Here is a 22,496-nt window from a genome sequence, read left to right as displayed (position 1 = left end):
CCGCGAGATTATGATCGAGGCAAGCCTCAAAATATAAAAACGGTGTAAATCAAAATTAAAAAACCTGAAAGATTTTACACTTGTTCAAGCCAAGTGAAAACCTTTGTACTCATAAAATCATAAATACATTTTGCTTATACGGTAAACAGCAATAAATGACTTTAATAAGGACCTAGCTAAATTTTCAGAAATACATAAATAGGATAATTATTCACCAGAACTGATTTAAGATGTTGAAAATAGCATTTCTGCTCATTTTCTGACTGAGAGGTATTTCTCTTTAAGACTAAAGCATTAATGCTTTGATTACTATTAAGCCATATTTTCAAAGAATGAATTAAAAAATAGAACATGGAGTTGTTTCACATGGTTAGTGCCTATAACGAATTACCACGCACACCCGCAAACTTTGTTGCGTTATCCCCTTTGCGCTATTTAGAGCGCGCAGCTTATATCTACCCAGACCAAGCTTCTATTATTCATGGCAACCGTCAGATTTCATGGAAACAAACTTATCAGCGCTGCCGTCAATTTGCATCTCAGCTTCAACAATTAGGCATAGTTAAAAATGATACGGTTTCAGTTTTACTGCCAAATGTACCAGCAATGATTGAAGCACATTTTGCTGTACCAATGGCGGGTGCTGTTCTTAATACCCTAAATACCCGTTTAGACGCTAAAACCATCGCTTTTATGCTAGAGCATGCTGAAACTAAAGTACTTTTAGTTGACCCCGAGTTTGTTAATTTAGCAAGAGAAGCTTTATCACTTATTCCTAACCAACATATTATTGTGATTGATGTTGCGGATGAAGAGTATAAAGGCGAAAACCAATTCCTTGGTTCTTTCGAATATGAGGAATGGTTAGCTCAAGGCGATGCCAATTTTGAATGGCAATTACCTGAAGATGAGTGGGATGCAATTAGTTTAAATTATACCTCTGGAACCACTGGAAATCCTAAAGGAGTGGTTTATCACCACCGAGGTGCATATTTAAATGCGGCTAGTAATATTTTAGCTTGTGGCATGAAACCTCGAGCCGTTTATTTATGGACACTTCCTCTGTTTCATTGTAATGGTTGGTGCTTTGCATGGAGTATTGCAGCCAGTGGCGGAACCAATATTTGCCTACGTAAAGTTGACCCAGAACTGGTGATGCAGCTTATTGCAAAACATAAGGTGGATTACTTCTGTGGTGCTCCAATCGTCCTATCTATGATTATTAATCTTCCTAAGGAAAAGCAGCCAAGCATAGAACATCATGTTGAAGTTATGGTGGCAGGTGCTGCTCCACCTGTCGCTGTAATTGAAGGTATGCGAAATATTGGAATCAATGTTAACCACGTTTATGGTTTAACTGAAACCTATGGACCATCTGCCCTTTGTGCCTCTCAAGCAGGATGGAGTGACCTGTCAATTACTGAACAAGCGCAACTACACTCTCGTCAGGGTGTGCCTTATCCACTTCAAGATAGTATGCGAGTATTAGACCCTGAAACGATGCAACCAGTTCCAAATGACGGTGAAACCATGGGAGAAATTATGTTCCGTGGCAATATTGTTATGAAAGGATATTTAAAAAATCCAAAGGCAACTGAAGAAGCTTTCGCTGGTGGCTGGTTTCATACTGGAGATTTAGCTGTTTGCCATCCAGATGGTTACGCAAAAATTACTGACCGCTCTAAAGATATTATTATCTCGGGCGGAGAGAATATTTCATCTTTAGAAGTTGAAGATGTTTTATATAAACACCCTGCGGTTTTAACAGCGGCTGTTGTGGCAAAACCTGATGAACGTTGGCAAGAAGTACCATGTGCATTTATTGAATTAAAAACGGGTGCTACAGTGACTCCTGAAGAAATTATTGCACATTGTCAAAAAGAACTGGCGCGTTTTAAAGTTCCCAAAGATGTCGTGATTACTGAAATTCCAAAAACCTCAACAGGCAAATTGCAAAAATTCATTTTGCGTGAATGGGCAAAAGAACGCGTTTAAACAATATAGGAAATAAAAAAGCGACGTATTAAACGTCGCTTTTTTAGTTAAAACGAAATTAACCTTGATCTGACAATAAAGCGACTTGCTGCACGTAGTTAATAAACTTACCTTTAGATGCTTCAAGATCTGCTTCTGGAACTTGCTGAGTCTTATCACGGTTAATCCTTAACACATGCTGACGCAAAGTATGACGTTCTGATGCATTATAGATTTTACTAAACTCGTTAATTGCAGGATCACCTTGCTCGATCATACGATCTACCCAACGCATAAGTTGAGCTTGTTTTTTCGCGCCTTGTTGAGGAGTCAAATAAGATAAAATGACTGTCTCATCTTCATTACGCAAGAGTTTACCAACACGTTGAAATTGGCGACGGCGTGCTTCAAACGAACTAATATTCTGGACTTCTAAAAGAGCATCAATTAAACGCTCATCAACCGGAAGTTTTTGAATTTGTTTGATAGAAAGTTGTGCTAACTGCTCACCTAAAGCAGCCATACGTTGAACTGCTTTTTTCTGTTCGGTTTTACTTGCACGTCCTTCTAAAGAATCAAAATCTTCTTCAGTATAACGCTGGGGACGACGTGCCACGATTAATCTGCCTCATAAAATTTTGCGGCGAATAACGCCTGTACTTCACTTAATGCCTGTTCTTCGTCAGTGCCATCAATGACCAAACGTAAAGTGGTCCCTTTTCCTGCACCTAACATCAGTAACGACATAATATTCTTAGCATCTACTAAATGATCGCCCTTACCAATCTGAATTGACGAACGAAACTTTGTAGTGACCTCTATCAGTTTTCCTGATGCACGTGCATGTAAACCGAGTTTATTAATTACATCAACAGTTGTGTCTATCATGACCAGTGCTTCATTTCTCTGTGTAAGACCTGAACAGACCATTCTGCCTCAAGTGCTTGTTTTAGTCTATCTACCATATAAACTGAACGATGCTGGCCGCCTGTGCAACCTATTGAAATCGTCATATAGTGACGATGCCCTTCAGCAAATGCCGGCAGCCATTTTTTTAAGAAGTGGAGAATGTCCTCAAACATTTCATTTGCTTGTGGACTTGCTTCTAAAAATTGTTTAACTGGCTCGTCTAAACCAGAAAAGCGGCGTAATTCTAAATCCCAATGCGGATTTGGTAAATGCCGTACGTCAAAAACATAGTCGGCATCTAAAGGAATGCCATGTTTATAACCAAATGACTGCAATATAACAATCAGATTATCTGACTGCCCTAGTTTTGATAGCAAGATATGTTTTAAATCGTGAACACTTTTATCTGTGGTATCAATGTGAACAGTGGCACGAAACTGAATTGGAATCAGCAACTGCTTTTCTTCATGAATACACTGTAAAAGGCTTTTGAAACGATTTGCTAACGGATGTGGACGACGTGAAGCACTAAATCGTGCAATCAAATCTTGATCTTGTGTCGTCAGATAAATCACATCAACCGTACCATGTTTTTGTAATTGCTCAAAAACATGGTCGAACTCTTGCATATCTGCCCGAGTACTTCGTACATCCACCCCTAAAGCAAGCTGCTCAAGATTATTTTCATGATCTAGCTTTGCCACAATTTCAGGCAGCAATGCCAAAGGTAAATTATCAATACAGTAGTAGCCCAAATCTTCTAATACTTGAAGAGCTGAAGATTTTCCTGAACCAGACTGTCCTGTCACGATAAGTATACGCTTCATGGCATGGCTGTCCTTTTATATATTATTGAGGTGTAAAGGCAACTTGTAGATTATCAATTAAGCGCGTTCCACCTAATTTTGCCGCGACAAACAACACAATATCACGATCAAATTGAGAAGCAGCTAACAAATTAGGTTGACGAGCCTCCACATAATCCACAACAAAACCATTGTCTGTCAACAGTGTTTTCAAATCTGCCAAGACTTGTTGTAAATCTTTACCTTGGTGTAATTGCTCTTCGGCTTGTTTTAAACCTTGATAAATGACTGGTGCAACCTGACGCTGTTCAGGAGTCAAGTAACCATTTCTTGAACTCAGTGCCAAACCGTCTTCTGCACGAACAATTGGTACGCCAATAACTTCTAATGGAATATTCAAATCCTGTACAAATTGGCGAATCACTGCTAATTGCTGGTAGTCTTTTTGACCAAAGAAAGCATAATTCGGTTGCACAATATTAAAGAGTTTGGTGACAACCAGTGCTACGCCATCAAAGTGCCCCGGACGTGAGCTTCCACATAAATCATCAGTAATTTGACTGACGCTAATGTTAGTTAAGCGAGGTTGTGTACCGTACATTTGCTCAACTGATGGTGCAAAAATAATGTCACAGCCAACATCTGCAAGTAGACGACTATCCTGCTCTAACGTACGCGGATAATTATCAAAATCTTCACCCGGACCAAACTGTGTTGGGTTCACGAAGATACTCACAACCACAACATCACATAACTTTTTCGCTTCACGAACAAGAGTGAGGTGGCCTTCATGTAGATTTCCCATCGTTGGGACAAAACCAATGATTTTACGTGCAGCTCTAGCAGGATTTAAAGAAGCAGCTAAGCCTTGTATAGTGGTTTCTGTTTTCATGAATTACAGCTCAACTTGGAAAGTGTGTTCTTTAGCTGGGAACGACTGATCTTGTACAGCAGCATGAAAAGCTTTAAAAGCATCTAAAATCGCTGTTTCACCAGATTGTTCTTTCATAAAGTTACGTACAAAACGCGCAACTCGACCAAACGTTAGACCTAACATGTCTTGTACAACCAATACCTGACCATCAGTCGCATTACCTGCCCCAATACCGATCACAGGAGTATTTGGGAACAATTCAGCAATTTCTTGACCTAATTGTGCCGGAACGCATTCGAGTAATAAAACTGCCGCGCCCGCTTCAACCACCGCCGTACAATCGGCAATAAGCTGATCGGCTGCTTCACGCGTTCTAGCTTGTAACTTGTAGCCACCAAATACATGTACAGACTGAGGAGTTAAACCTAAATGTACACATACAGGCACACCATTACGTGTTAACACTTGGACAGTTTCACTTAGCCATGCACCACCTTCGATTTTGATCATTTGGGCACCAGCTTGCATAACTGTTTTCGCATTCTGCAAAGCATCGTTTAAAGTGGCATAACTCATAAATGGTAAGTCAGTCATAATTAAAGCATGCTGATTACCGCGACGGACTGCCGCTGTATGATAGGCCATGTCTTCAACAGTTACAGGTAAAGTTGAGTCACGCCCCTGAATTGCCATTCCAAGAGAATCACCAATTAAGATCGTATCAATTTCAGCAAGTTCCATTGCTTTTGCCATACTTGCATCGTAACAAGTTAGGCAAGAGAACTTACGTCCTTCGGCTTTAAATTTTCTTAAGTCACTTAGACTAATCATGATGGTATCCTCTACAGGAGTTTGCAGAACGTAATAAGTCCGGCTTTAAGCCCAAGACTCATCAGCAAGTACAGTCAGCGTTGGCTGCTGTATGAGTTCTAAATTTTTAAGTGGCTGATCATTAATATGTAGATCAGCATCTAAATCTAATAAAGGAATCACAACAAAATCTCGTTGTAATATTCCTACATGCGGCACGGTTAAGCGCTCATTTTGTATTTTTTCATTGCCATAAATCAGTAGATCAAGATCTAAAGTTCGCTCCCCCCAATGACGGAGCCTCACCCGCCCAGCTTCCTGCTCAAAACGCTGTAACTGGTCAAGTAAGTCCAGCGGAAGTAACTCGGTTTTTAGCTGAGCGACTGCATTTAGATAATTCGGCTGATCTTGGGGACCCATAGGGGGACTTTGGTAAAGTTTAGATACTTTCACTTCACCAAGAGATTTAAGTTTGGCTATCGCTTCAGACAGAATCTGGCGTGAGTCACCTAGGTTACTTCCTAAGCCAATATATGTGGTTACTGTCATTGTGTCGGCCCAAAAATAACTTGGCTCAAATCACGTTGTACCCGCTTGCGCTTTAAAATTGGATGATCACTCATCACATTCGTTTGTGCTGCGGAAGATTTTTCAATAAAACGGTCAATAGACTGCTCTTGTCGTGCACGCTCTTTTTTACCACGACGGCTTCGAGGCTCTGGAACATCAACCAAAGGCTCAATTTCCGTATCAACTTTATTGCTTTCAACAGGCTCAGCAGCAACCTTACGACGACTTTTCGCCTTCTGACGATTATATTGGCTAATCGCAGCTTCTTTTTCGTCGTTTGACATTTCTTGGTAAGCTTCCCACCAGCTTCCCATTCCCTGTGTTGTGTCATCACCTGACTTTTCACGAAGTAATAAGAAGTCAAACCCAGCGCGGAAACGAGCATGGCTTGCCAATGCTTCAATTTGCTGTGGTTTTGGATTAAGCAAACGGGTTTGCATTTCCCAAACTTCACGAATAAAAGTTTCGGCAAAACGAGGAATAACTGTGCGTGTTGCTTGACGTTTTAAAACATCCAAACCTGCTTGAGCACGTGCTTCGGCCGGAACAACGCCTTTTGATAAATAAAAATCACAACGCTCTAAAAATGGCTGCCACAATAAAACCGCATAGAAAAATGCCGGATTAATCGTTTTACCCACCTGAATACGTTGATCAGTATTTTTTGCTGCACGTTGAATAAATGGAGTGAGATCCGGACGAATATCAGCAAAAAGCTGTTTCCACACGCCAAAGTCAATCAACATTGGTAATACGCGTGCCAAATGCCCCATTGTGAAAAGCTTTTGAGACTCATCATATAAACGGTGTGGTGAAACATCACGAAGTAATTGCGTCATCTCAACATCAAAAATGTCGAGAATTGCCGGATCAATTTTAAAGTTGAGCTTAGCTGCAAAACGTAATGTCCGAAGCATACGCACAGGATCTTCTTCAAAACGTTGCACAGGATCGCCCAATAAACGTAAAGTCTTACTTTTGACATCATCAATTGCTTTACAGAAATCGAGCACAATACCCTTACGCGGCTGGTAGTACAGAGTATTGATAGAAAAATCGCGTCGAGCAAAGTCCTGTTCGATGGTTCCCCAGTTGTTGTCACGTAAAATCATGCCCGAAGCACTGGTCACCGCTTTTTTAGGAGGAGCACGGAAAGTGGCAACTTCGATTAGCTCACGTCCTGAATAGACATGTGCCAATTCAAATCGTCGGCCAATAATTCGGCATCGACGGCCAAAAACTTCTTTAATTTGAGAAGGTGTTGCATTGGTGACTGCATCGAAATCTTTAGGATTGAGTCCTAGCATTAAATCACGGACACCACCCCCAACAATATAAGCTTCATAGCCTGCTTTAGTCAGACTATCGATCACATCTAAAATCGAAGAAGGAAGTTGGGCTGTGGACAAACCACATTTTGACGCTCGCAAGGTTTGCAAAAGACGCTGTCTCCTACGTCAGGACGTAAATAACAAGTTGTCGCTAATCATAGCTCTAACACACACAAAGGGCAATTTGATTCTCTTAGATTGCGCAGGAAATGATAATTGACGGATAGAACTTTTATAAGGCTAAACGCGATTTATTTTTTTCAAAAATAGCTGGTCCAATTCCTTTAACGTTTTTAATTTCGTCAATATTTTTAAAACTACCGTTCTTTTGCCTGTATTCTACAATCGCTTGAGCCTTTTTCTCACCTACACCTTTTAATTGCTGAAACTCATTTACATTCGCCTGATTCAAATGAATTTGCCCTGTAGAGTCATTAAAATTTTTAGTTTGAGAAATTTTAGAACCATTAGAATGAGAAGACTTAGTGATGTTTAACTTTTGGTCATACATCTGCTGTTTAGCCTTCCATTCTTGAAAGTTTTGATCAAAAGATTGTGCGTAAACCGAAGGTGAAATTACTCCCAAGCACAAAATTATTAAAACAAAATACTTATTTTTCCAAAATCTCATGCTGTATTGCATGTGGTTTTTCCCCTGATTTTAATTGTCGTTTTGCCTGATTCCACAATTCATCCATTTCGGACAAGGTCATGTCTTCCAATGTTCTTTGCTGTTTTATGGCTTGCTCTTCAATAAAAGCAAAACGACTTCTAAATTTATGTATGGTTGATAAAAGTGAACTTTCACTTGAAATGCCAAGTTTACGCCCTACATTGACTAATGAAAACAGGCAGTCTCCAAATTCATCTTGAATTTCATCACTATTTTGATTTTTAAGTGCCTGTTTAAACTCATCTAATTCTTCTTCTAATTTTGTATAAGCATCTTCTACCGTTTCAAAATCAAACCCAACTTTTGCAACATTTTTTTGAATTTCCTGCGCTTGAGATAGTGCTGGTCCATGTTTAATTTCATCTAATCTTGATTGTGGTTTTCCTTGCTTTTCTTGTTGTTTAATTTGTTTCCATAACTCACTTACTTGTTCTGGTGTTAAGTTGTTAAATTGGTCTGCTTGAAAAACGTGCGGATGGCGTCGTACTAATTTTTCGCTAATTGCCTCAACCACATCTTGAAAATTGAACGCCCCCTGCTCGCTAAACATTTGCGATTGAAATACCACTTGTAATAACAGATCACCCAATTCATTCCGAATTTCATTAATGTCACCTTGACGAATGGCAGCCTCGACTTCATATGCCTCTTCAATCGCATATTTAGTCAGTGACATTGGAGTTTGCTCTTGGTCCCACGGACATTTTTCACGTAGCTCTTGCATAATTTTAAGCAATTTATCCATGTAACCCTCAAGTTCAAAAAATTGGTCAGTAACTTTAAAATCTTAATTTGCTATGATCAAAATTAAAGCGGCAAATCATTCGTCATATTGTAACGATAAAGAGAAAAAAAGATGAAACATAGCATTCTGATTAGTGGCGCAGCTCAAGGTATTGGAGCAGAAATTGCACGGGTATTTTATCAGCGGGGTTATAAAGTCGGCATTTATGACATTAATGAGTCGCTTGCTCAAAATTTAGCGCAGGAATTAGGGCCGAATGCATGCGCAGGGTATCTAGATGTCAGTGACTACAGCCAGTGGCAACATATATTAAAAGAATTTACCGACTGGGCTGGCGAGCTTAATATTTTGGTGAATAACGCAGGGATTTTATATTCCGGAGCCTTTGAAAATATCGATATCAAGTCACACCAAAGAACAATCAATATTAATGTAAACGGCGTAATCAATGGTTGCCATGCTGCACTCCCTTATTTAAAGCAAGCTTCTTTTGCACGAGTCATTAATCTCTCTTCAGCTTCTGCAATTTACGGGCAAGCTGACCTCATTTCTTATTCGGCCAGTAAATTTGCAGTGAGAGGAATTACCGAAGGTTTAGATGTGGAATGGAAAAAATACGGTATTCGTGTTTTAGATGTGATGCCTTTATTTGTACAAACCGCAATGGTCAACAATATGGATGCAGGCTCTATTCAAAACATGGGAGTCGATTTAACGCCTAATGATATTGCTCAACAGGTACTTTCACTTGTAGAGAAAAAAGCTCATTTCTGGACACCGACTCACACTCCAGTTGGTATAAAAACCAAACTGCTTTATCAACTCTCAACAATAAGTCCCCAGTTTTTAAATCGCTTGACGAATATCTATCTATCAAGAAAGTAGCTTATAAAAAAGGCCGTCAATTGACGGCCTTTTTCTCAATTTAGTTAAACACCTTGTATCATGCGTCGTGCGCTAATAATCCCCGGTTGTTGCTCTAAACGAGCTAACAAACGTGAAAGCTGAGCCAAGCCTTTGACCTCAATGAGCAACTTCATATTAGCAATACCATCTGCCTCAGAAATTGTGTTCACCTGACGAATATTAATCTGGTCAGAGAAAATCACTTGAGTTAAGTCTTTGAGTAAGCCACGACGATCATAAGCCTCAACTACAATTTGAACACTTTGACCACGAGTTGGCTGCATTTCCCAATCCGCTTCAACAGCACGTTCTGGCTCTTGCTTGATCATGCGTTGATAATCAGAACACAAGACTTTATGAATACTTACCCCACGGTTCAACGTGATATAACCGGCAATTGATTCACCATGAACTGGTTGGCAACACTGCGCAATATGTAGCTCAACATTGTCTAAACCATCAATTAAGATGCCATGCGCAGACAGAGTATGGCTGGCACGTGGGTTTAATGTTGGTTTAAGTACCAGTTCAGGCTCATCCTGATCCAGATGCATTTGACGATTAATCTGATTAATCAGGGCATGCAAACTAATATCGCCGCTGACCAGACTAACCAAAATATCATCCCCTGTTTTCACATTAAAATGTGACGAGTAATCGTTGAGATCAATACTCTTAGGGTGAATCGCCAATCGAGACAATTCTTTGTTGAGTAACTCACGACCAACTTCAAGGTTCTTACTACGGTCTTGCTGTCTGAACCAATGACGTAATTTGTCACGGGCACGAGCTGTCTTGATATAACCTAAAGAGTTCACCAACCAGTCACGGTTAGGCTCACGATCTTTCTTGGTTAAAATCTCAACCTGCTCACCTGTTTTTAGCGTATAGGTTAATGGTACATAGCGCTGGTTAACACGCGCTGCATAACATTTGTTTCCAACCTCTGTATGCACATGGTAAGCAAAGTCTAAAACTGTTGAGCCACGTGGTAGTTCTTTAATATCACCATCACGACTAAAGACATAAATCTTTTCAAAACCTTCAAAGTCTTGAAGCTGATCAAAACCTTCCGTCTCATCTTCATTTTGATGTACTGTTGTTTCATTACGTTCTTGATAATGTTCCAAAACAGCACGAAGCGAATGCAAACGGTGGTTAAAAGAGTGGTCGGTATTCTTTGAACCTTCTTTATAGTTAAAGTGCGAACATACCCCTAACTCTGCTTCGTCATGCATCTCATGAGTACGGATTTGTACCTCTAAAGATTTATTCTCAGCAATAACAGCAGTATGTAATGAGCGATAACCATTGGCTTTCGGGTTAGTAATATAGTCATCGAACTGATGTGGGATATGACGCCAAATCTGATGAACAATACCTAATGAGTGATAACACTCAGGTACGCTATTCACCAATACACGTAAAGCACGAATATCATAAAGCTGATCGAAACTTAGGTTTTTGCTTTTCATTTTTCGATAAATCGAATAAATGTGTTTTGCTCGACCTGTAATTTCAGCTTCAATACCATGCGCCGCCAATTCACTTTTTAAACGGTCTATCACGAACTGGATATAATGTTCACGCTCAAGACGTTTTTCATTGAGTAATGAAGCAATCTCTTTATAACGGTCTGGCGCCAAATAACGAAACGCTAAGTCTTCAAGTTCCCACTTCAGCTGTGCAATACCAAGGCGATGCGCTAATGGCGAATAAATAGTTAAAATTTCACGCGCCACACGCTCTTGACGTTCACGTGATGAGTTTGCCAACTCACGTAAAGAGTAAGTACGTTCAGCTAACTTAATTAAAACGACACGAACATCTTCGGTCACTGAAATCAGCATTTTATAAATGCCGCTTAAATGTTCCCGTTGGTTGTTATTAAAATGGTCTTCTAGTCGTTTATTTTTTTCAATAAGCTCTGAAAGCTTACCCATTGCCAAAGTACCTTTGACAAGGTTATAAACTTGCTCACCAAACTTTCGCTTTACTTCTTCTATATCAGTAATGTCCTCACGAACACTACGATAAAGCATTGCAGCAGATAAAGTATCTTCATCTACATGTAAATGCGCCAGAATATCAGCCATTCCAACACCAGTAGCAAATGTATTGGAACGATGATTAACCGTTGAATCTAACTCTTTTTGTAGGGTTAAATGCGCAACCTCTTCGAGTTGTTTAAGCTCTGCCCCATCTAATATTTCACGAACCCGATCCAACCATGAGGCTAAACCGACTTGTGTTTCGGCGGCATGCTCTACAGTCGTTTCCTCTGACAACTCAGTTAGTTGTTCAGGTAACTGTTCACGTACTGTGACCATACCATTCTCCTGGATATGTAACTCATGTTTTTAATCGTTTATCTCTTGAATTTTCTCAAATAAAGCAATCGATTCAACATGTTCTGTGTGCGTAAACATGTCCATAACCGCTGCTTTTTTTAACTGGTAACCATGTTGAACCAAAACACCTGCATCCCTTGCTAATGTTGCTGGATTACATGATACATAAACGATTCTTTTTGCTCCAAAGTTCGGTACATACTGCATAATTTCATATGCACCAGCACGAGGAGGATCAATCAATAATGCATCAAATCCTTGATTTGCCCAAGAATGATGCGAAAAATCTTTTGTTAAATCTTGTGAAAAGAAGCTTACTTGCACCAGATTATTACGCTTTGCATTATCTGTTGCCCGCTGCACCATTTCTTCACTTGCTTCCACACCTACAACCTGACCCTTTGCACCAACACATCGTGCAAGTGGAAGCGAAAAATTACCTAACCCACAAAACAGATCTAGTACTCTTTCACCCTGTTGCAATTGAAGCAATTCACATGCCAATTGCACCATTTGTTCATTTACTGTGGCATTGACCTGCGTAAAATCCAATGGCGAAAAAGCAAAATTTACATCAAATGCATTTAAAGCATAATGTAATCGCATAGCTCCTTGTTCTTCATCAATACGACGAAGACTTTCGGGTCCTTTAGGTTGCAAATACAACTGCCAGCCTTTGTGTAACGCAAATTGTCTTAATTGGTTGACATCAGCATTGTTTAGTTTTTCGATATGACGAACTAATAAAGATGTTTCATGATCACCTTTTGCTAATTCTACATGACCAATATGCGCTTTGCCTTTTAGACTTTGGAGTAAATTACGCAATTCTGGCAGACTATCTGATAACTTTTTATCCAAAACGCTACAAGTATGGATAGATGTTAAACGATTACTATGATGCTCACGGAAACCTAGAATCAAACGGTCCTGTTTTGGCAAATAGCGCACCCCTATTCGAGCACGACGGCGATAATCACTTTGCAAAGAACGAATTGGTTCTAACCATTGTTCAGGCTGAATACCAGCAAAGTGTTGCAAGTGTGACTGAAGGACATTTTGCTTTAAACGGATCTGTTCATCAGGGTGGATGTGCTGCATGCTACACCCCCCGCAAATACCATAATGAGGACAAACTGCCTCTACACGATTTGCTGAAGGTTCCGCTAAAAGCTCTACCATTTCAGCTTCTTCAAGCCGCTTAGCCTCATGCGTAATTTGGGCTTTTACTGTTTCTCCAGGCAACGCATAACGAATAAACACTTTTTTACCATGCTTATCTGCCGGATGGTCTGGATGAGAACCATAATGCGCAATTCCCCGTCCCTCATGAGAAAGAGTTTCAACCTGAAAAATATATTCGGGTTGTTGAGGTTTACGAGATTTGGCTTGCTGTTTCAAAGAATGAACCTAAAAATTTAAAGGATTAAAATAGTGGGACGTAAATTCGGTATGTTTCGATGTACGTTGCCACACCTCAAGAAAATCGGCTTGCTGAGGCATAGTCTGTAAATACTCAATACTCGAACTAATCCAGTGGTTATGCTCATCTACATTCATTTGGCCTTTGAGCAATAGCCAACGCAAATAAATAAACCATGTATTGAGCACATCACCTTCACAATAACTGGTTAACTTTAACCATTGTTCTGTACGTACATATTCAGGCACATGATAACCCGACTCACCACGTTTACCTGGTAAACCTAAAATACAGGCTACATCATCGAGTTTCTGGAAATTACGGCCATTAAACATTGCCATAACATCCATTAAATCAATATGACGGTGGTGATAACGGTTTTGGTAATTATTAAAACGCTTCTGACTATCAAGCTCGCCTTGATCAAATAACCCGGGTGCCGAAAGACCATGATACATGGCACGGAACAAAATGACGGGCAAATCAAATTGCGAGCCATTCCAGCTCACTAAAGTTGGATGGCGCTTATCAAAAATGGATAGAAATTTCTGTAAAATTTCAGCTTCCGAATAGTGTTCCCGACTAAAAGAAAATAATCTGAAACCTGATTCATCAATCCACAAACCAGAAATACAAACGATTTCATGTAAAGGCAAACGCTGAAAATCCATGCCGGATTCTTGGCGACGGATTTTTGTGAGTGCCTGTTCAACATCTGCCTCTGGCAAATCAAGATGATATAAATGCGCTCCCGCTTTTAAATCAGTTAAAGTTTCAATATCAAAAACTAAAGTAGGAAAACGCATTTTTTCTCTCAATTATGAGTCATCAGTCCTGTACTGAGAACAGGCCTGTAGACAAGTAGCGATCACCACGGTCACAGATAATGCAAACAATCACAGCATCCGGATTTTCTTCTGCAATTTTTACTGAAGCCCATACCGCCCCGCCAGAAGATGTACCTGCACTAATTCCTTCCTCACGTGCTAAACGGCGAGCTGTTTTTTCCGCTTCAATTTGCGGAATATCCATAATTTGATCAACACGCTTTGGTTCGAAAATCGTAGGTAAATATTCTTGTGGCCAACGGCGAATACCGGCAATATTTGAACCTTCAGAAGGTTGTAAACCAATAATTTGAATATCTGGATTTTGTTCTTTTAAATACTTAGAAACACCCATAATGGTACCGGTTGTACCCATTGAACTTACAAAATGGGTAATCTTTCCACCTGTTTGTTTCCAAATTTCAGGGCCAGTCGTAAGGTAATGAGCTTCGACATTATCTGGATTGCCAAACTGATTGAGGACTAAACCTAGACCTTCAGCTTGCATTTGCAAAGCCATATCTCGTGCAGCTTCCATATTCGGTGCTTCAATCAATTCTGCGCCATAAGCACGCATGGCGTCCTTACGCTCCTGACTTGAATTCCCTGGCATAATAAGTTTCATTTTATAGCCGCGCATCGCCGCAACCATAGCTAAAGCAATACCTGTATTACCACTGGTAGCTTCAACTAATGTATCACCTGGTTTAATTTGACCACGCTTTTCAGCCTGCATAATCATGTTATATGCAGGACGATCTTTTACAGAACCTGCTGGATTATTACCTTCCAATTTTGCTAAAACCGTTGCCTGCGTATGACAAGCCAAGCGCTGCAAACGGACCAGAGGTGTTTTACCTACATAGTGATCTAACAAAAATTCGTCGGCTAAAAAATCAGGTTGTGTATTACTCATGATCAACACCTAAATCGGGGTGGCACTATTGTATGAAAAAATGATCGGTACTGCATCCATTTCACTATGCTTTTTAATGAAAGTGATTAAAGCCCAGTCAGTTATAAAATGCCGTCTGTTTTAAAATAAAGCGTGATAATATGCCCTACAGAGAGATCAATCTGATGTAGCTATGTCTAATTTCAATAAAACCTTATCGAAACGCTTACGTCTGAATCATGCATATGGGCAATTAATTGCTCTTATTTTTGTGCCCATTATGATTTTAACGTGTGTTGGGGCTTTTCTGGTTTTAACTGAAACATCACGTTCTGCAAAGCAACAACAATTGCATCATGCCTCAGCGATTTTGGCACGCTACAATCAAATTGCTAAAGATCTCTACACATTAGTAGAACTACAACCAGACGAATATGATCATGCTCAACATATTATGCAAAGTATGTTTAGCGAGAAAAATCTAAAGCGTGCTGCTTTAATTGATAGTAATGGTCAGACTTATTTAAGTATCGGTTATCGAGATAATCGTTACTGGCCTAACTTCACACAAAAAAATAACTTTTTTGGTCCTATATCTTATAACCATAATAATATCTATGGAGTCCGTATCATTGATACCGTAGGGAAGCCCCCTGTCTGGCTCTTGATTGAAATGGACAATCAACCACTTGAATTAGCGCGATATCGCATTTTGATTGCTTTGGTCATTACCGGTCTAATGACTTTATTATTACTTTTGCTCTGTCTGAACTTTTATTCTCGCCGCTGGATTGCACCCATGTATGAAATACGCATGCAATTACAGCGTCTCAATGCAGACACTTTAGACCAACACATCGTGATTAACAGTTCAGGTGAGTTAAGATTACTCCAGCGCGATATCGCAAACGTGGTGAAACGCTTACACTTTAGTTTTTTAGAGTTAAAAGAACATACCGAGCAAACAGAAGAAGACTTACGCAGAACTTTAGATACTTTAGAAGTTCAAAACATTACTTACCGTCAAGCACGCGACCAAGCCATTTCATCTAATCAGGCAAAATCGGTTTTCCTTGCCAATATCAGTCATGAACTTCGTACACCGCTTAATAGTATTGATGGCTTTATTCATTTATTACTTCGCCAACAAAATTTAAGTAACGAACAGAACCTTTATTTACAAACTATTCGCAAGTCCTCCGCCCATTTATTAGCATTAATTAATGATGTATTAGATTTCTCAAAAATTGATGCAGGTAAACTGGAACTTGAAACGGCACCTTTTGACTTAGAAGAAGCTGTATTTGATGTCATGGATATGTTGTCACCTTTGGCTGCACAAAAGCATATTGCCATGGCTTTTTATTATGCAGATAACATTCCTCAACAGGTAATTGGTGATGCTTTACGCTTTAAGCAAATTTTGACCAATTTGATTTCCAATGCCATCAAGTTCACGCCAGATGGTGAAATTATTGTTCGTGTGCGTATGGAACATGATGATATCGGTCAGTGCTTGCTTCATTTTAGTGTTCAGGACAGTGGTATTGGTTTAAGCGGTACAGACCGTAAAAAATTATTTGAGTCGTTTTCGCAAGGCGATGCATCTGTTACCCGTCAATTTGGTGGTACAGGCTTAGGTCTGGCAATTTCTAAACAATTGGTTCATCTCATGCATGGCCAAATTGGCTTTGAAGATAACCAAGAACGTGCCCCAACAGAAAAAGGTTCAACATTCTGGTTTACTGCACAGTTCGCTGTAGATGAAGAACATGAGATTGAACATCCTCACTTCGAACATTTACAAGTGGTGTCTTATTTAGCTCACCCTGCAACAGCCAGTGTTTTGCGCTACTATCTTGAAAATTATCAAGTACCACATATTGAAACTCAATCGATTCTGGACTTGTTTAGCCGCTTAAAACATCTCGACCAAAAAGACAATACATGGCTCATTGTTGATCATAGTGGTGATACTGAAGCTCTACTCAAAGAAATCCGTAGCCGCTATCAAGGTAACTTAGCAGTTTACGGCTATCAAATGACTCTTGAGCCAAACATGCTCACCGAATATCGCGCTCGCCCACTTTATCAACCATTAAGCCGTAGTGGCCTCATTCAATTATTAAGTGACCAACCTATCTTTGAAGAGGAACAACAAGACTTTAATGGACAGGGGTTACATATTTTGGCGGTTGATGACCATTTACCTAACTTAATTGTTTTAGAAGCATTATTAGGTGAGTTAAATGTCAAAACTACTAAGGCCTTAAGTGGACAAGAAGCGCTTAATATTATTCAAGAAAGAATTGATCAGAAACTTAAACCATTTGATTTGGTATTTATGGACATTCAAATGCCGGTTATGTCGGGCATTGATACCACACGTGCGATCCGCTCTTTAGAATCCACTTTAGATGGGGAAATGCAACTTCCAATTATTGCTCTAACAGCCCACGCGCTTGCAGATGAAAAGCAAAAGCTTCTTAAAGTTGGTATGAATGACTATGTCACCAAACCAATTCAAATGGAGCAAATCATTCAAATTTTAACGCAATGGACGAAAAACAACTTCACTGCGCAAAATCTAGCTAAAGATCATCATGTGGTTGCAGAAGCGTTAGATCCAGAAATTTTAAATTGGCAGCAAAGTTTACAACTGGCAGCAAACAAAGAAGATTTAGCTCAAGATCTTCTCAAAATGTTGGTAGATAGCTTCCCAACCGAGCTAGAAGAAATGCAACAACTCATTGAGCTTGAAGACTTTCCTCAGCTTGAGCATGTACTACACCGTCTCTATGGCGCAACACGCTATGTAGGCACACCAAAACTTCAACAAGTGACGGGTGACTTTGAACAATTTATTTCTACGCTACGCAAAGAACGCCGTAGAGCTGACGATGGCTTCATTGAAGAAGTCATGAGTCGTTTCGATGAATTAGGTCTCGTCATTAAAGAAGTTGAGAGTGCAGCTCATCAAATTTTAGTCATACCAGATTAAATAACAGTTGCTAAATAGGCATGACTGACCTGTCATGTTTCCAATTTCCAGCCATGCTATGCTCCGCTTATCGATAAAAAAATAAGCGGGAATTTCATGGCACTATTACGTATTGAGAAAAATAATGGCATTGCAACAGTTTATCTAAACCGTCCTGATAAACGTAACGCTATGAGTTTTGCTCTACTCAAAGAACTCGTAACAACGGCTAAAGCTATACAAAAAGACCGAGATATCCGCTGTGTAATTTTGACGGGTGAAGCACAAGTGTTTAGTGCTGGTATTGATTTATCTGACTTAAACAATCCTAAGAACTCTGCATTTGCCATTTGGGAACTTGTTAAACCAGGACAAAGTCTTTTCCAAAAAGCCTTTCTTATTTGGCAAAATTTGCCCGTCCCTGTTATTGCCGCTCTTGAAGGTTATTGTTTTGGGGCAGGTATGCAACTTGCACTAGCTGCCGATATCCGCATTGCCCACCCAGACACTAAAATGTCGATTATGGAAAGCCGCTGGGGCTTAGTACCCGATATGGGACTTACCCGTTCGCTCAAAGGCTTGATTGGAGTTGACCTTGCAAAAGAGCTGACTTTAACTGCCCGTGTTTTTGACGGAAATTATGCAAAAGATATTGGACTTGTGACTCACTTAAGTGAGAATCCATTAGAAAAAGCAAATGCGATCGCTTCAGAAATGTTACAGCGCTCACCTGATGCATTGACTGCTGCAAAACGTGTACTAGATGCAATGGAACATCAACCAGAAAAATCATTACGCTTAGAAAAAATCTGGCAACTTAAATTATTACTTGGTAAAAATAGCAAACTTGCTCGTAAAAAAGACAAACATCCGGAAGTTAAATTTTTACCACGCCAATATAGATAAGAGCTTTATTATGAATTTTGATCGTAATACTCCTATTGCTTTTTTAGGCATAGGACTTATGGGAAGCCGTATGGCAAGCCGTCTTATACAAGCTGGCTTTCAGGTCGCAGTATGGAATCGAACAGCATCTGCTTATGAAGAACTTATTGATATTGGCGCGCATGCACTCGATCTTTCCAACATCGGACAGTACCCAATCATTTTAACTTGCCTAGCCGACGATAAAGCTGTGCAAGCAGTATTTGATCAAATTCAAACAAACTTAAAAGCGGGTCAGGTCATTGTGGACTTCTCAAGTCTCTCTGTTGCTGCGACAAAAGTACTTGCTCAGGCTGCTGCTTCACAAGATGCGATATGGATTGACTCCCCCGTTTCAGGCGGTACAGCTGGGGCAGAACAAGGCACGCTAGTGATTTTTGCAGGTGGCGATGCTCAAACTATTGAAGCTTTAAGTCCTGTTTATAATGTTCTTTCCCAACGTGTCACACGAATGGGAGATACAGGCACAGGACAAGCAACTAAAATTTGCAATCAACTCATTGTGGCAGCAAACAGCGCCCTGATTGCCGAAGCAGTTGCACTGGCAGACCGGGCGGGTGTAGATACCACTTTACTCGCTCCTGCCCTAGCTGGCGGATTTGCCGACTCAAAACCTTTTCAAATACTGGCACCACGTATGGCGACTCATACTTTCGAACCTGTTCAGTGGAAAGTTCAAACATTATCGAAAGACCTTAACAACGCAGTAACATTGGCTAACAATGTTAATTTAGACATCCCCGTTGCACAAAAAGCTCTATTACAGCTACAAACTCACCAAAAAAATGGCTTTGCTGAGAAAGATTTAGCTACTATGATTCAAGTAGTAGAGCAATAATAAACGGAGTGTGTGTATGGGTCGTCTTGCCGTTAACTTATCCATGATTTTTACCGAAGTTCCTTTAATTGAACGCTTTGCATTAGCCCATGCAGAGGGCTTTGAACATGTAGAAATTCAATTCCCATACGAGCTTGCCATTTCTGATATTCAAGACCAACTTGAACGTTACAACCTAAATTTATGTTTAATTAACGTTCCTGCTGGTGACCTTATGCAAGGTGGAAATGGCTTAGCAGGTATACCGGGTCAAGAGGCAGCATTTCGTGAGGCATTACAGTTAGCGATTCGCTATGCCACAGCATTAAAAGTACCACGTGTTAATATTTTGGCAGGCAAGCAACCTCAAGACTCTGACTTACTTCCTTGCCTTAAGACACTTGCAAGCAACTTAAAATTAGCCTGTGATTTACTGACAGAACACGATATTGAACCTGTATTTGAAATGATTAATGGCACAGATATGCCACGCTTTTTGGTACAGAACATTGCCCAAGCCCAAGAAATGCTAGAAGCAGTCAATCACCCTGCCTTAAAAATGCAATATGACTGTTACCATATGGCAATGATGGGTGAAGATGTACTTGAAGGGTTACAAGAAAATATTCACCAGATTGGCCATATTCAGTTTGCAGATTGTCCGGGACGCCATGAACCCGATACAGCTCAAATACCGTATGAGCAAATTTTTTCATGGATTAAGCAAAGTGCTTATGAGGGCTATATTGCGGCAGAATATAAACCTAAAAATGGCTCAAATCAGTCATTTACATGGAAAAAGAAATATTTTTCCGATGATGTAAATATATAAACTGTTACTAGTTTTGTTTGAAATTCTGAGTGAAAACCACTATATTAGATAGTGAGTAATTGTCAGGAAAATATACCCTATATGAATTTAGAACCATCGCCCAGCGTGTCTAATTCTCACGATTTCGCAATGAACACCTCAAATAAAGACGTACAAGCTTGTCTTAAAGTCGTCCATGACGCTTTAGTTGATGTAAAAGCAAAAGATATTCTACAGTTAGATGTTAGTTCTATTAGCAATGTTGCTGATGCTATTGTCATCGCGAGTGGTACTTCTACTCGTCACGTCAAAGCACTTGCTGACAATGTTGCAGAAGAAGCTCGAAAAGCTGGTTTCCGCCCGATTGGCGTTGAAGGCGAACGAGATGCCGAATGGATCTTAATCGATCTTGGCTTTGTTGTAGTACATGTGATGCTACCAACTGCCCGCAAATTCTATGATTTAGAAAGCTTATGGCGTACTGCTCCAGAGTCGGTCGCATAAAATTTTGCTTTTAAAAAAAGCGGCTCTTTTGAGCCGCTTTTTTAATATTTAATATCAGGGAATTATTTAGTTATTAGCTTTTTTAAATTTTCATATTCTTGTGGGTATATTTCTATGAGATTTAAAATATTCCCCATATTTTGAAACAAGATCCAATATATTTCCTTGTCCTCTTTTTTCCATAAAGGGGGATAGTATTGGTATTTAGCCAAATTCAGTACCATTTTAACAGAATCTCTCAACACATCCTCTTCTTCATCTGTTTGACAATATTTCTCGATATGAATCAACCACTCCACTTTACCCCAAAAAGATAAATTTTCACAAAATTCTAGCCTTTGTAAAAAGCTAATTGGTGTAGTAGTTAATAAATAGAGTTCGTCTACTTCTTTAAGTTCAGTACTCAACTTAGCAATCTTTTGAAGTAAATAAAATGGAAGCTTTAATTGTTTCCGATAGAATAAACTAACCACTTCATCTAGTGAAATATACTTTATTTTAAGTGCTTTATATAAAATCATAAATAAAATAGACTTATCATTTAACTTATCTATATATAAATAAAAATCCTCTTTATTCCATTCTAAAATTAGCATTTGTAATAAGCATCTTTTTACACTTGTATTCTCAAGCGCATTATTTTGAAATTGTATAAAATAGTTATTAAAATCAAAATTACGATCTTTCAATACAAAGATAGCAAAATCCACAATAGATAAGTACTTACTATTTAAAGCAATCATCAAAATTTCATTATCTAATGCATCTAATTCCAACAAACGATTCAAAAGAACTTTTTTTACATCTACATATTTTGATTGTCGAAATTCCGTCTTTAAAAAGTCTAGATTCTGCTTCACAGCAAAGTTAATCCAATAGTGCCTAATCCACTGATCATTTGCATTTTTAGCAATCTCAAGCAACTCTGATTCAATAATTAATTGGTTAGATTGAATATAATTAAATAAAGCTCTACTCAATTTCCCTTGTCTAGACAATAAAACCAATTTTACTTTATCTAAATTTTGATGGATTTTATCCATCAATATATCTTCAATCTCTCCTACAATGCGAATTCGCCCCTTAATTGCCTCAATATCTAAAAAATAAGTGATGCATAAATCCGCACAATCTGACCGTTCTGCCCACTCTAATAAATGACGAGCTGCGAGATGCCTATTAACTTGCACATAATCACTTAATTTGCGTAGCAAATGTGGAAATAAGGATTGCTCGAAACATCCTGATAATTGTCGGAGTGCAGCTTCGCGCTGGTAACCATCCCAAAGATAAAGTTGATTAATTTTCACCCTAATTTCATCTATGTTCATTTTATTTGATTTAT

Annotated in this window: 21 protein-coding genes; 7 read left to right on the top strand and 14 right to left on the bottom strand. The window is 39.3% G+C overall.

The window, feature by feature from the left end; genetic code table 11:
• The first annotated feature begins 366 nt into the window (after nucleotides 1–366).
• On the top strand, nucleotides 367–1,995 hold the full coding sequence (locus MKL36_RS13395) for an acyl-CoA synthetase (protein WP_021510641.1): 1,629 nt from the start codon (nucleotides 367–369) through the stop codon (nucleotides 1,993–1,995).
• A 58-nt stretch (nucleotides 1,996–2,053) separates the two neighbouring features.
• Here MKL36_RS13395 and yjgA read toward each other — a convergent pair whose 3' ends face one another.
• From yjgA to mazG, 9 genes are all read right to left on the bottom strand, one after another.
• On the bottom strand, nucleotides 2,054–2,590 hold the full coding sequence (gene yjgA, locus MKL36_RS13390; protein WP_004710561.1) for a ribosome biogenesis factor YjgA: 537 nt from the start codon (nucleotides 2,588–2,590) through the stop codon (nucleotides 2,054–2,056).
• A gap of 2 nt (nucleotides 2,591–2,592) precedes the next feature.
• Entirely contained in the window at nucleotides 2,593–2,862 is a 270-nt protein-coding gene (locus tag MKL36_RS13385; RefSeq protein ID WP_021510640.1) for an HPr family phosphocarrier protein, read from the bottom strand.
• Nucleotides 2,859–3,710, bottom strand: a complete 852-nt coding sequence (gene rapZ / locus MKL36_RS13380; RefSeq protein ID WP_000821671.1) for an RNase adapter RapZ — start codon at nucleotides 3,708–3,710, stop codon at nucleotides 2,859–2,861. The genes MKL36_RS13385 and rapZ overlap by 4 nt, the downstream gene beginning before the upstream one ends.
• Before the next feature lie 22 nt (nucleotides 3,711–3,732).
• Nucleotides 3,733–4,581 (bottom strand): pantoate--beta-alanine ligase, encoded by an 849-nt coding sequence (panC, locus tag MKL36_RS13375; RefSeq protein ID WP_000846362.1) that lies wholly within the window; start codon nucleotides 4,579–4,581, stop codon nucleotides 3,733–3,735.
• Between the two features lie 3 nt (nucleotides 4,582–4,584).
• Entirely contained in the window at nucleotides 4,585–5,394 is an 810-nt protein-coding gene (gene panB / locus MKL36_RS13370; protein ID WP_000624763.1) for a 3-methyl-2-oxobutanoate hydroxymethyltransferase, read from the bottom strand.
• Nucleotides 5,395–5,439: 45 nt separating this feature from the next.
• Entirely contained in the window at nucleotides 5,440–5,922 is a 483-nt protein-coding gene (gene folK, locus MKL36_RS13365) for a 2-amino-4-hydroxy-6-hydroxymethyldihydropteridine diphosphokinase (protein WP_000219213.1), read from the bottom strand.
• Nucleotides 5,919–7,382, bottom strand: coding sequence for a polynucleotide adenylyltransferase PcnB (gene pcnB, locus MKL36_RS13360; RefSeq protein WP_001194201.1), 1,464 nt, complete (start codon nucleotides 7,380–7,382; stop codon nucleotides 5,919–5,921). Before pcnB ends, folK begins: the two co-directional genes overlap by 4 nt.
• A 124-nt stretch (nucleotides 7,383–7,506) precedes the next feature.
• Entirely contained in the window at nucleotides 7,507–7,917 is a 411-nt protein-coding gene (locus tag MKL36_RS13355) for a ComEA family DNA-binding protein (protein ID WP_002017231.1), read from the bottom strand.
• A complete protein-coding gene (gene mazG, locus MKL36_RS13350) occupies nucleotides 7,886–8,692 on the bottom strand; it encodes a nucleoside triphosphate pyrophosphohydrolase (RefSeq protein ID WP_000359488.1) in 807 nt (268 codons plus the stop codon). Before mazG ends, MKL36_RS13355 begins: the two co-directional genes overlap by 32 nt.
• A gap of 111 nt (nucleotides 8,693–8,803) precedes the next feature.
• On the opposite strand from mazG, the gene MKL36_RS13345 reads away from it, so the two are divergent.
• Nucleotides 8,804–9,577 carry an SDR family oxidoreductase gene (locus tag MKL36_RS13345; protein ID WP_000682841.1) on the top strand — a complete coding sequence of 258 codons (774 nt, stop codon included), beginning with the start codon at nucleotides 8,804–8,806 and terminating at the stop codon, nucleotides 9,575–9,577.
• Between the two features lie 44 nt (nucleotides 9,578–9,621).
• On the opposite strand, the gene MKL36_RS13340 is transcribed toward MKL36_RS13345, so the two are convergent.
• The 4 genes from MKL36_RS13340 to cysM are packed head-to-tail and all read right to left on the bottom strand — an operon-like array spanning nucleotide 9,622 to nucleotide 15,115.
• The gene (locus MKL36_RS13340) at nucleotides 9,622–11,928 is read right to left on the bottom strand and encodes a RelA/SpoT family protein (RefSeq protein WP_000259109.1); all 2,307 of its coding nucleotides are present in this window, start codon (nucleotides 11,926–11,928) and stop codon (nucleotides 9,622–9,624) included.
• Between the two features lie 30 nt (nucleotides 11,929–11,958).
• On the bottom strand, nucleotides 11,959–13,350 hold the full coding sequence (gene rlmD / locus MKL36_RS13335) for a 23S rRNA (uracil(1939)-C(5))-methyltransferase RlmD (RefSeq protein ID WP_021510639.1): 1,392 nt from the start codon (nucleotides 13,348–13,350) through the stop codon (nucleotides 11,959–11,961).
• A gap of 9 nt (nucleotides 13,351–13,359) precedes the next feature.
• Nucleotides 13,360–14,178 (bottom strand): 3'-5' exonuclease, encoded by an 819-nt coding sequence (locus tag MKL36_RS13330; protein WP_001212165.1) that lies wholly within the window; start codon nucleotides 14,176–14,178, stop codon nucleotides 13,360–13,362.
• A 22-nt stretch (nucleotides 14,179–14,200) separates the two neighbouring features.
• Nucleotides 14,201–15,115: a cysteine synthase CysM gene (cysM, locus tag MKL36_RS13325; protein WP_000072604.1), complete on the bottom strand. Its 915-nt coding sequence runs from the start codon at nucleotides 15,113–15,115 to the stop codon at nucleotides 14,201–14,203.
• Between the two features lie 172 nt (nucleotides 15,116–15,287).
• Here cysM and MKL36_RS13320 point away from each other — a divergent pair, with 172 nt between their 5' ends.
• The 5 genes from MKL36_RS13320 (at nucleotide 15,288) to rsfS (ending at nucleotide 21,151) form a co-directional block, all read left to right on the top strand.
• Nucleotides 15,288–18,095 carry a GacS-like sensor histidine kinase gene (locus MKL36_RS13320; protein WP_021510638.1) on the top strand — a complete coding sequence of 936 codons (2,808 nt, stop codon included), beginning with the start codon at nucleotides 15,288–15,290 and terminating at the stop codon, nucleotides 18,093–18,095.
• 96 nt (nucleotides 18,096–18,191) lie between these two features.
• A complete protein-coding gene (locus MKL36_RS13315; protein ID WP_001196726.1) occupies nucleotides 18,192–18,980 on the top strand; it encodes a crotonase/enoyl-CoA hydratase family protein in 789 nt (262 codons plus the stop codon).
• A gap of 10 nt (nucleotides 18,981–18,990) precedes the next feature.
• A complete protein-coding gene (locus tag MKL36_RS13310) occupies nucleotides 18,991–19,857 on the top strand; it encodes an NAD(P)-dependent oxidoreductase (RefSeq protein WP_021510637.1) in 867 nt (288 codons plus the stop codon).
• A gap of 16 nt (nucleotides 19,858–19,873) precedes the next feature.
• Complete coding sequence (locus MKL36_RS13305) at nucleotides 19,874–20,668, top strand: hydroxypyruvate isomerase family protein (protein WP_000532984.1); 795 nt, start codon at nucleotides 19,874–19,876, stop codon at nucleotides 20,666–20,668.
• Nucleotides 20,669–20,749: 81 nt separating this feature from the next.
• On the top strand, nucleotides 20,750–21,151 hold the full coding sequence (gene rsfS / locus MKL36_RS13300; RefSeq protein WP_001047580.1) for a ribosome silencing factor: 402 nt from the start codon (nucleotides 20,750–20,752) through the stop codon (nucleotides 21,149–21,151).
• Nucleotides 21,152–21,213: 62 nt separating this feature from the next.
• Here rsfS and MKL36_RS13295 read toward each other — a convergent pair whose 3' ends face one another.
• The gene (locus MKL36_RS13295) at nucleotides 21,214–22,482 is read right to left on the bottom strand and encodes a hypothetical protein (RefSeq protein ID WP_021510636.1); all 1,269 of its coding nucleotides are present in this window, start codon (nucleotides 22,480–22,482) and stop codon (nucleotides 21,214–21,216) included.
• Nucleotides 22,483–22,496 lie beyond the last annotated feature (14 nt).

Source organism: Acinetobacter sp. AOR12_HL (assembly GCF_027855275.1).
Classification (GTDB): domain Bacteria; phylum Pseudomonadota; class Gammaproteobacteria; order Pseudomonadales; family Moraxellaceae; genus Acinetobacter; species Acinetobacter baumannii.
Note: the sequence above shows the minus strand (reverse complement) of the source record. Positions and strands in the feature narration are given on the sequence as shown.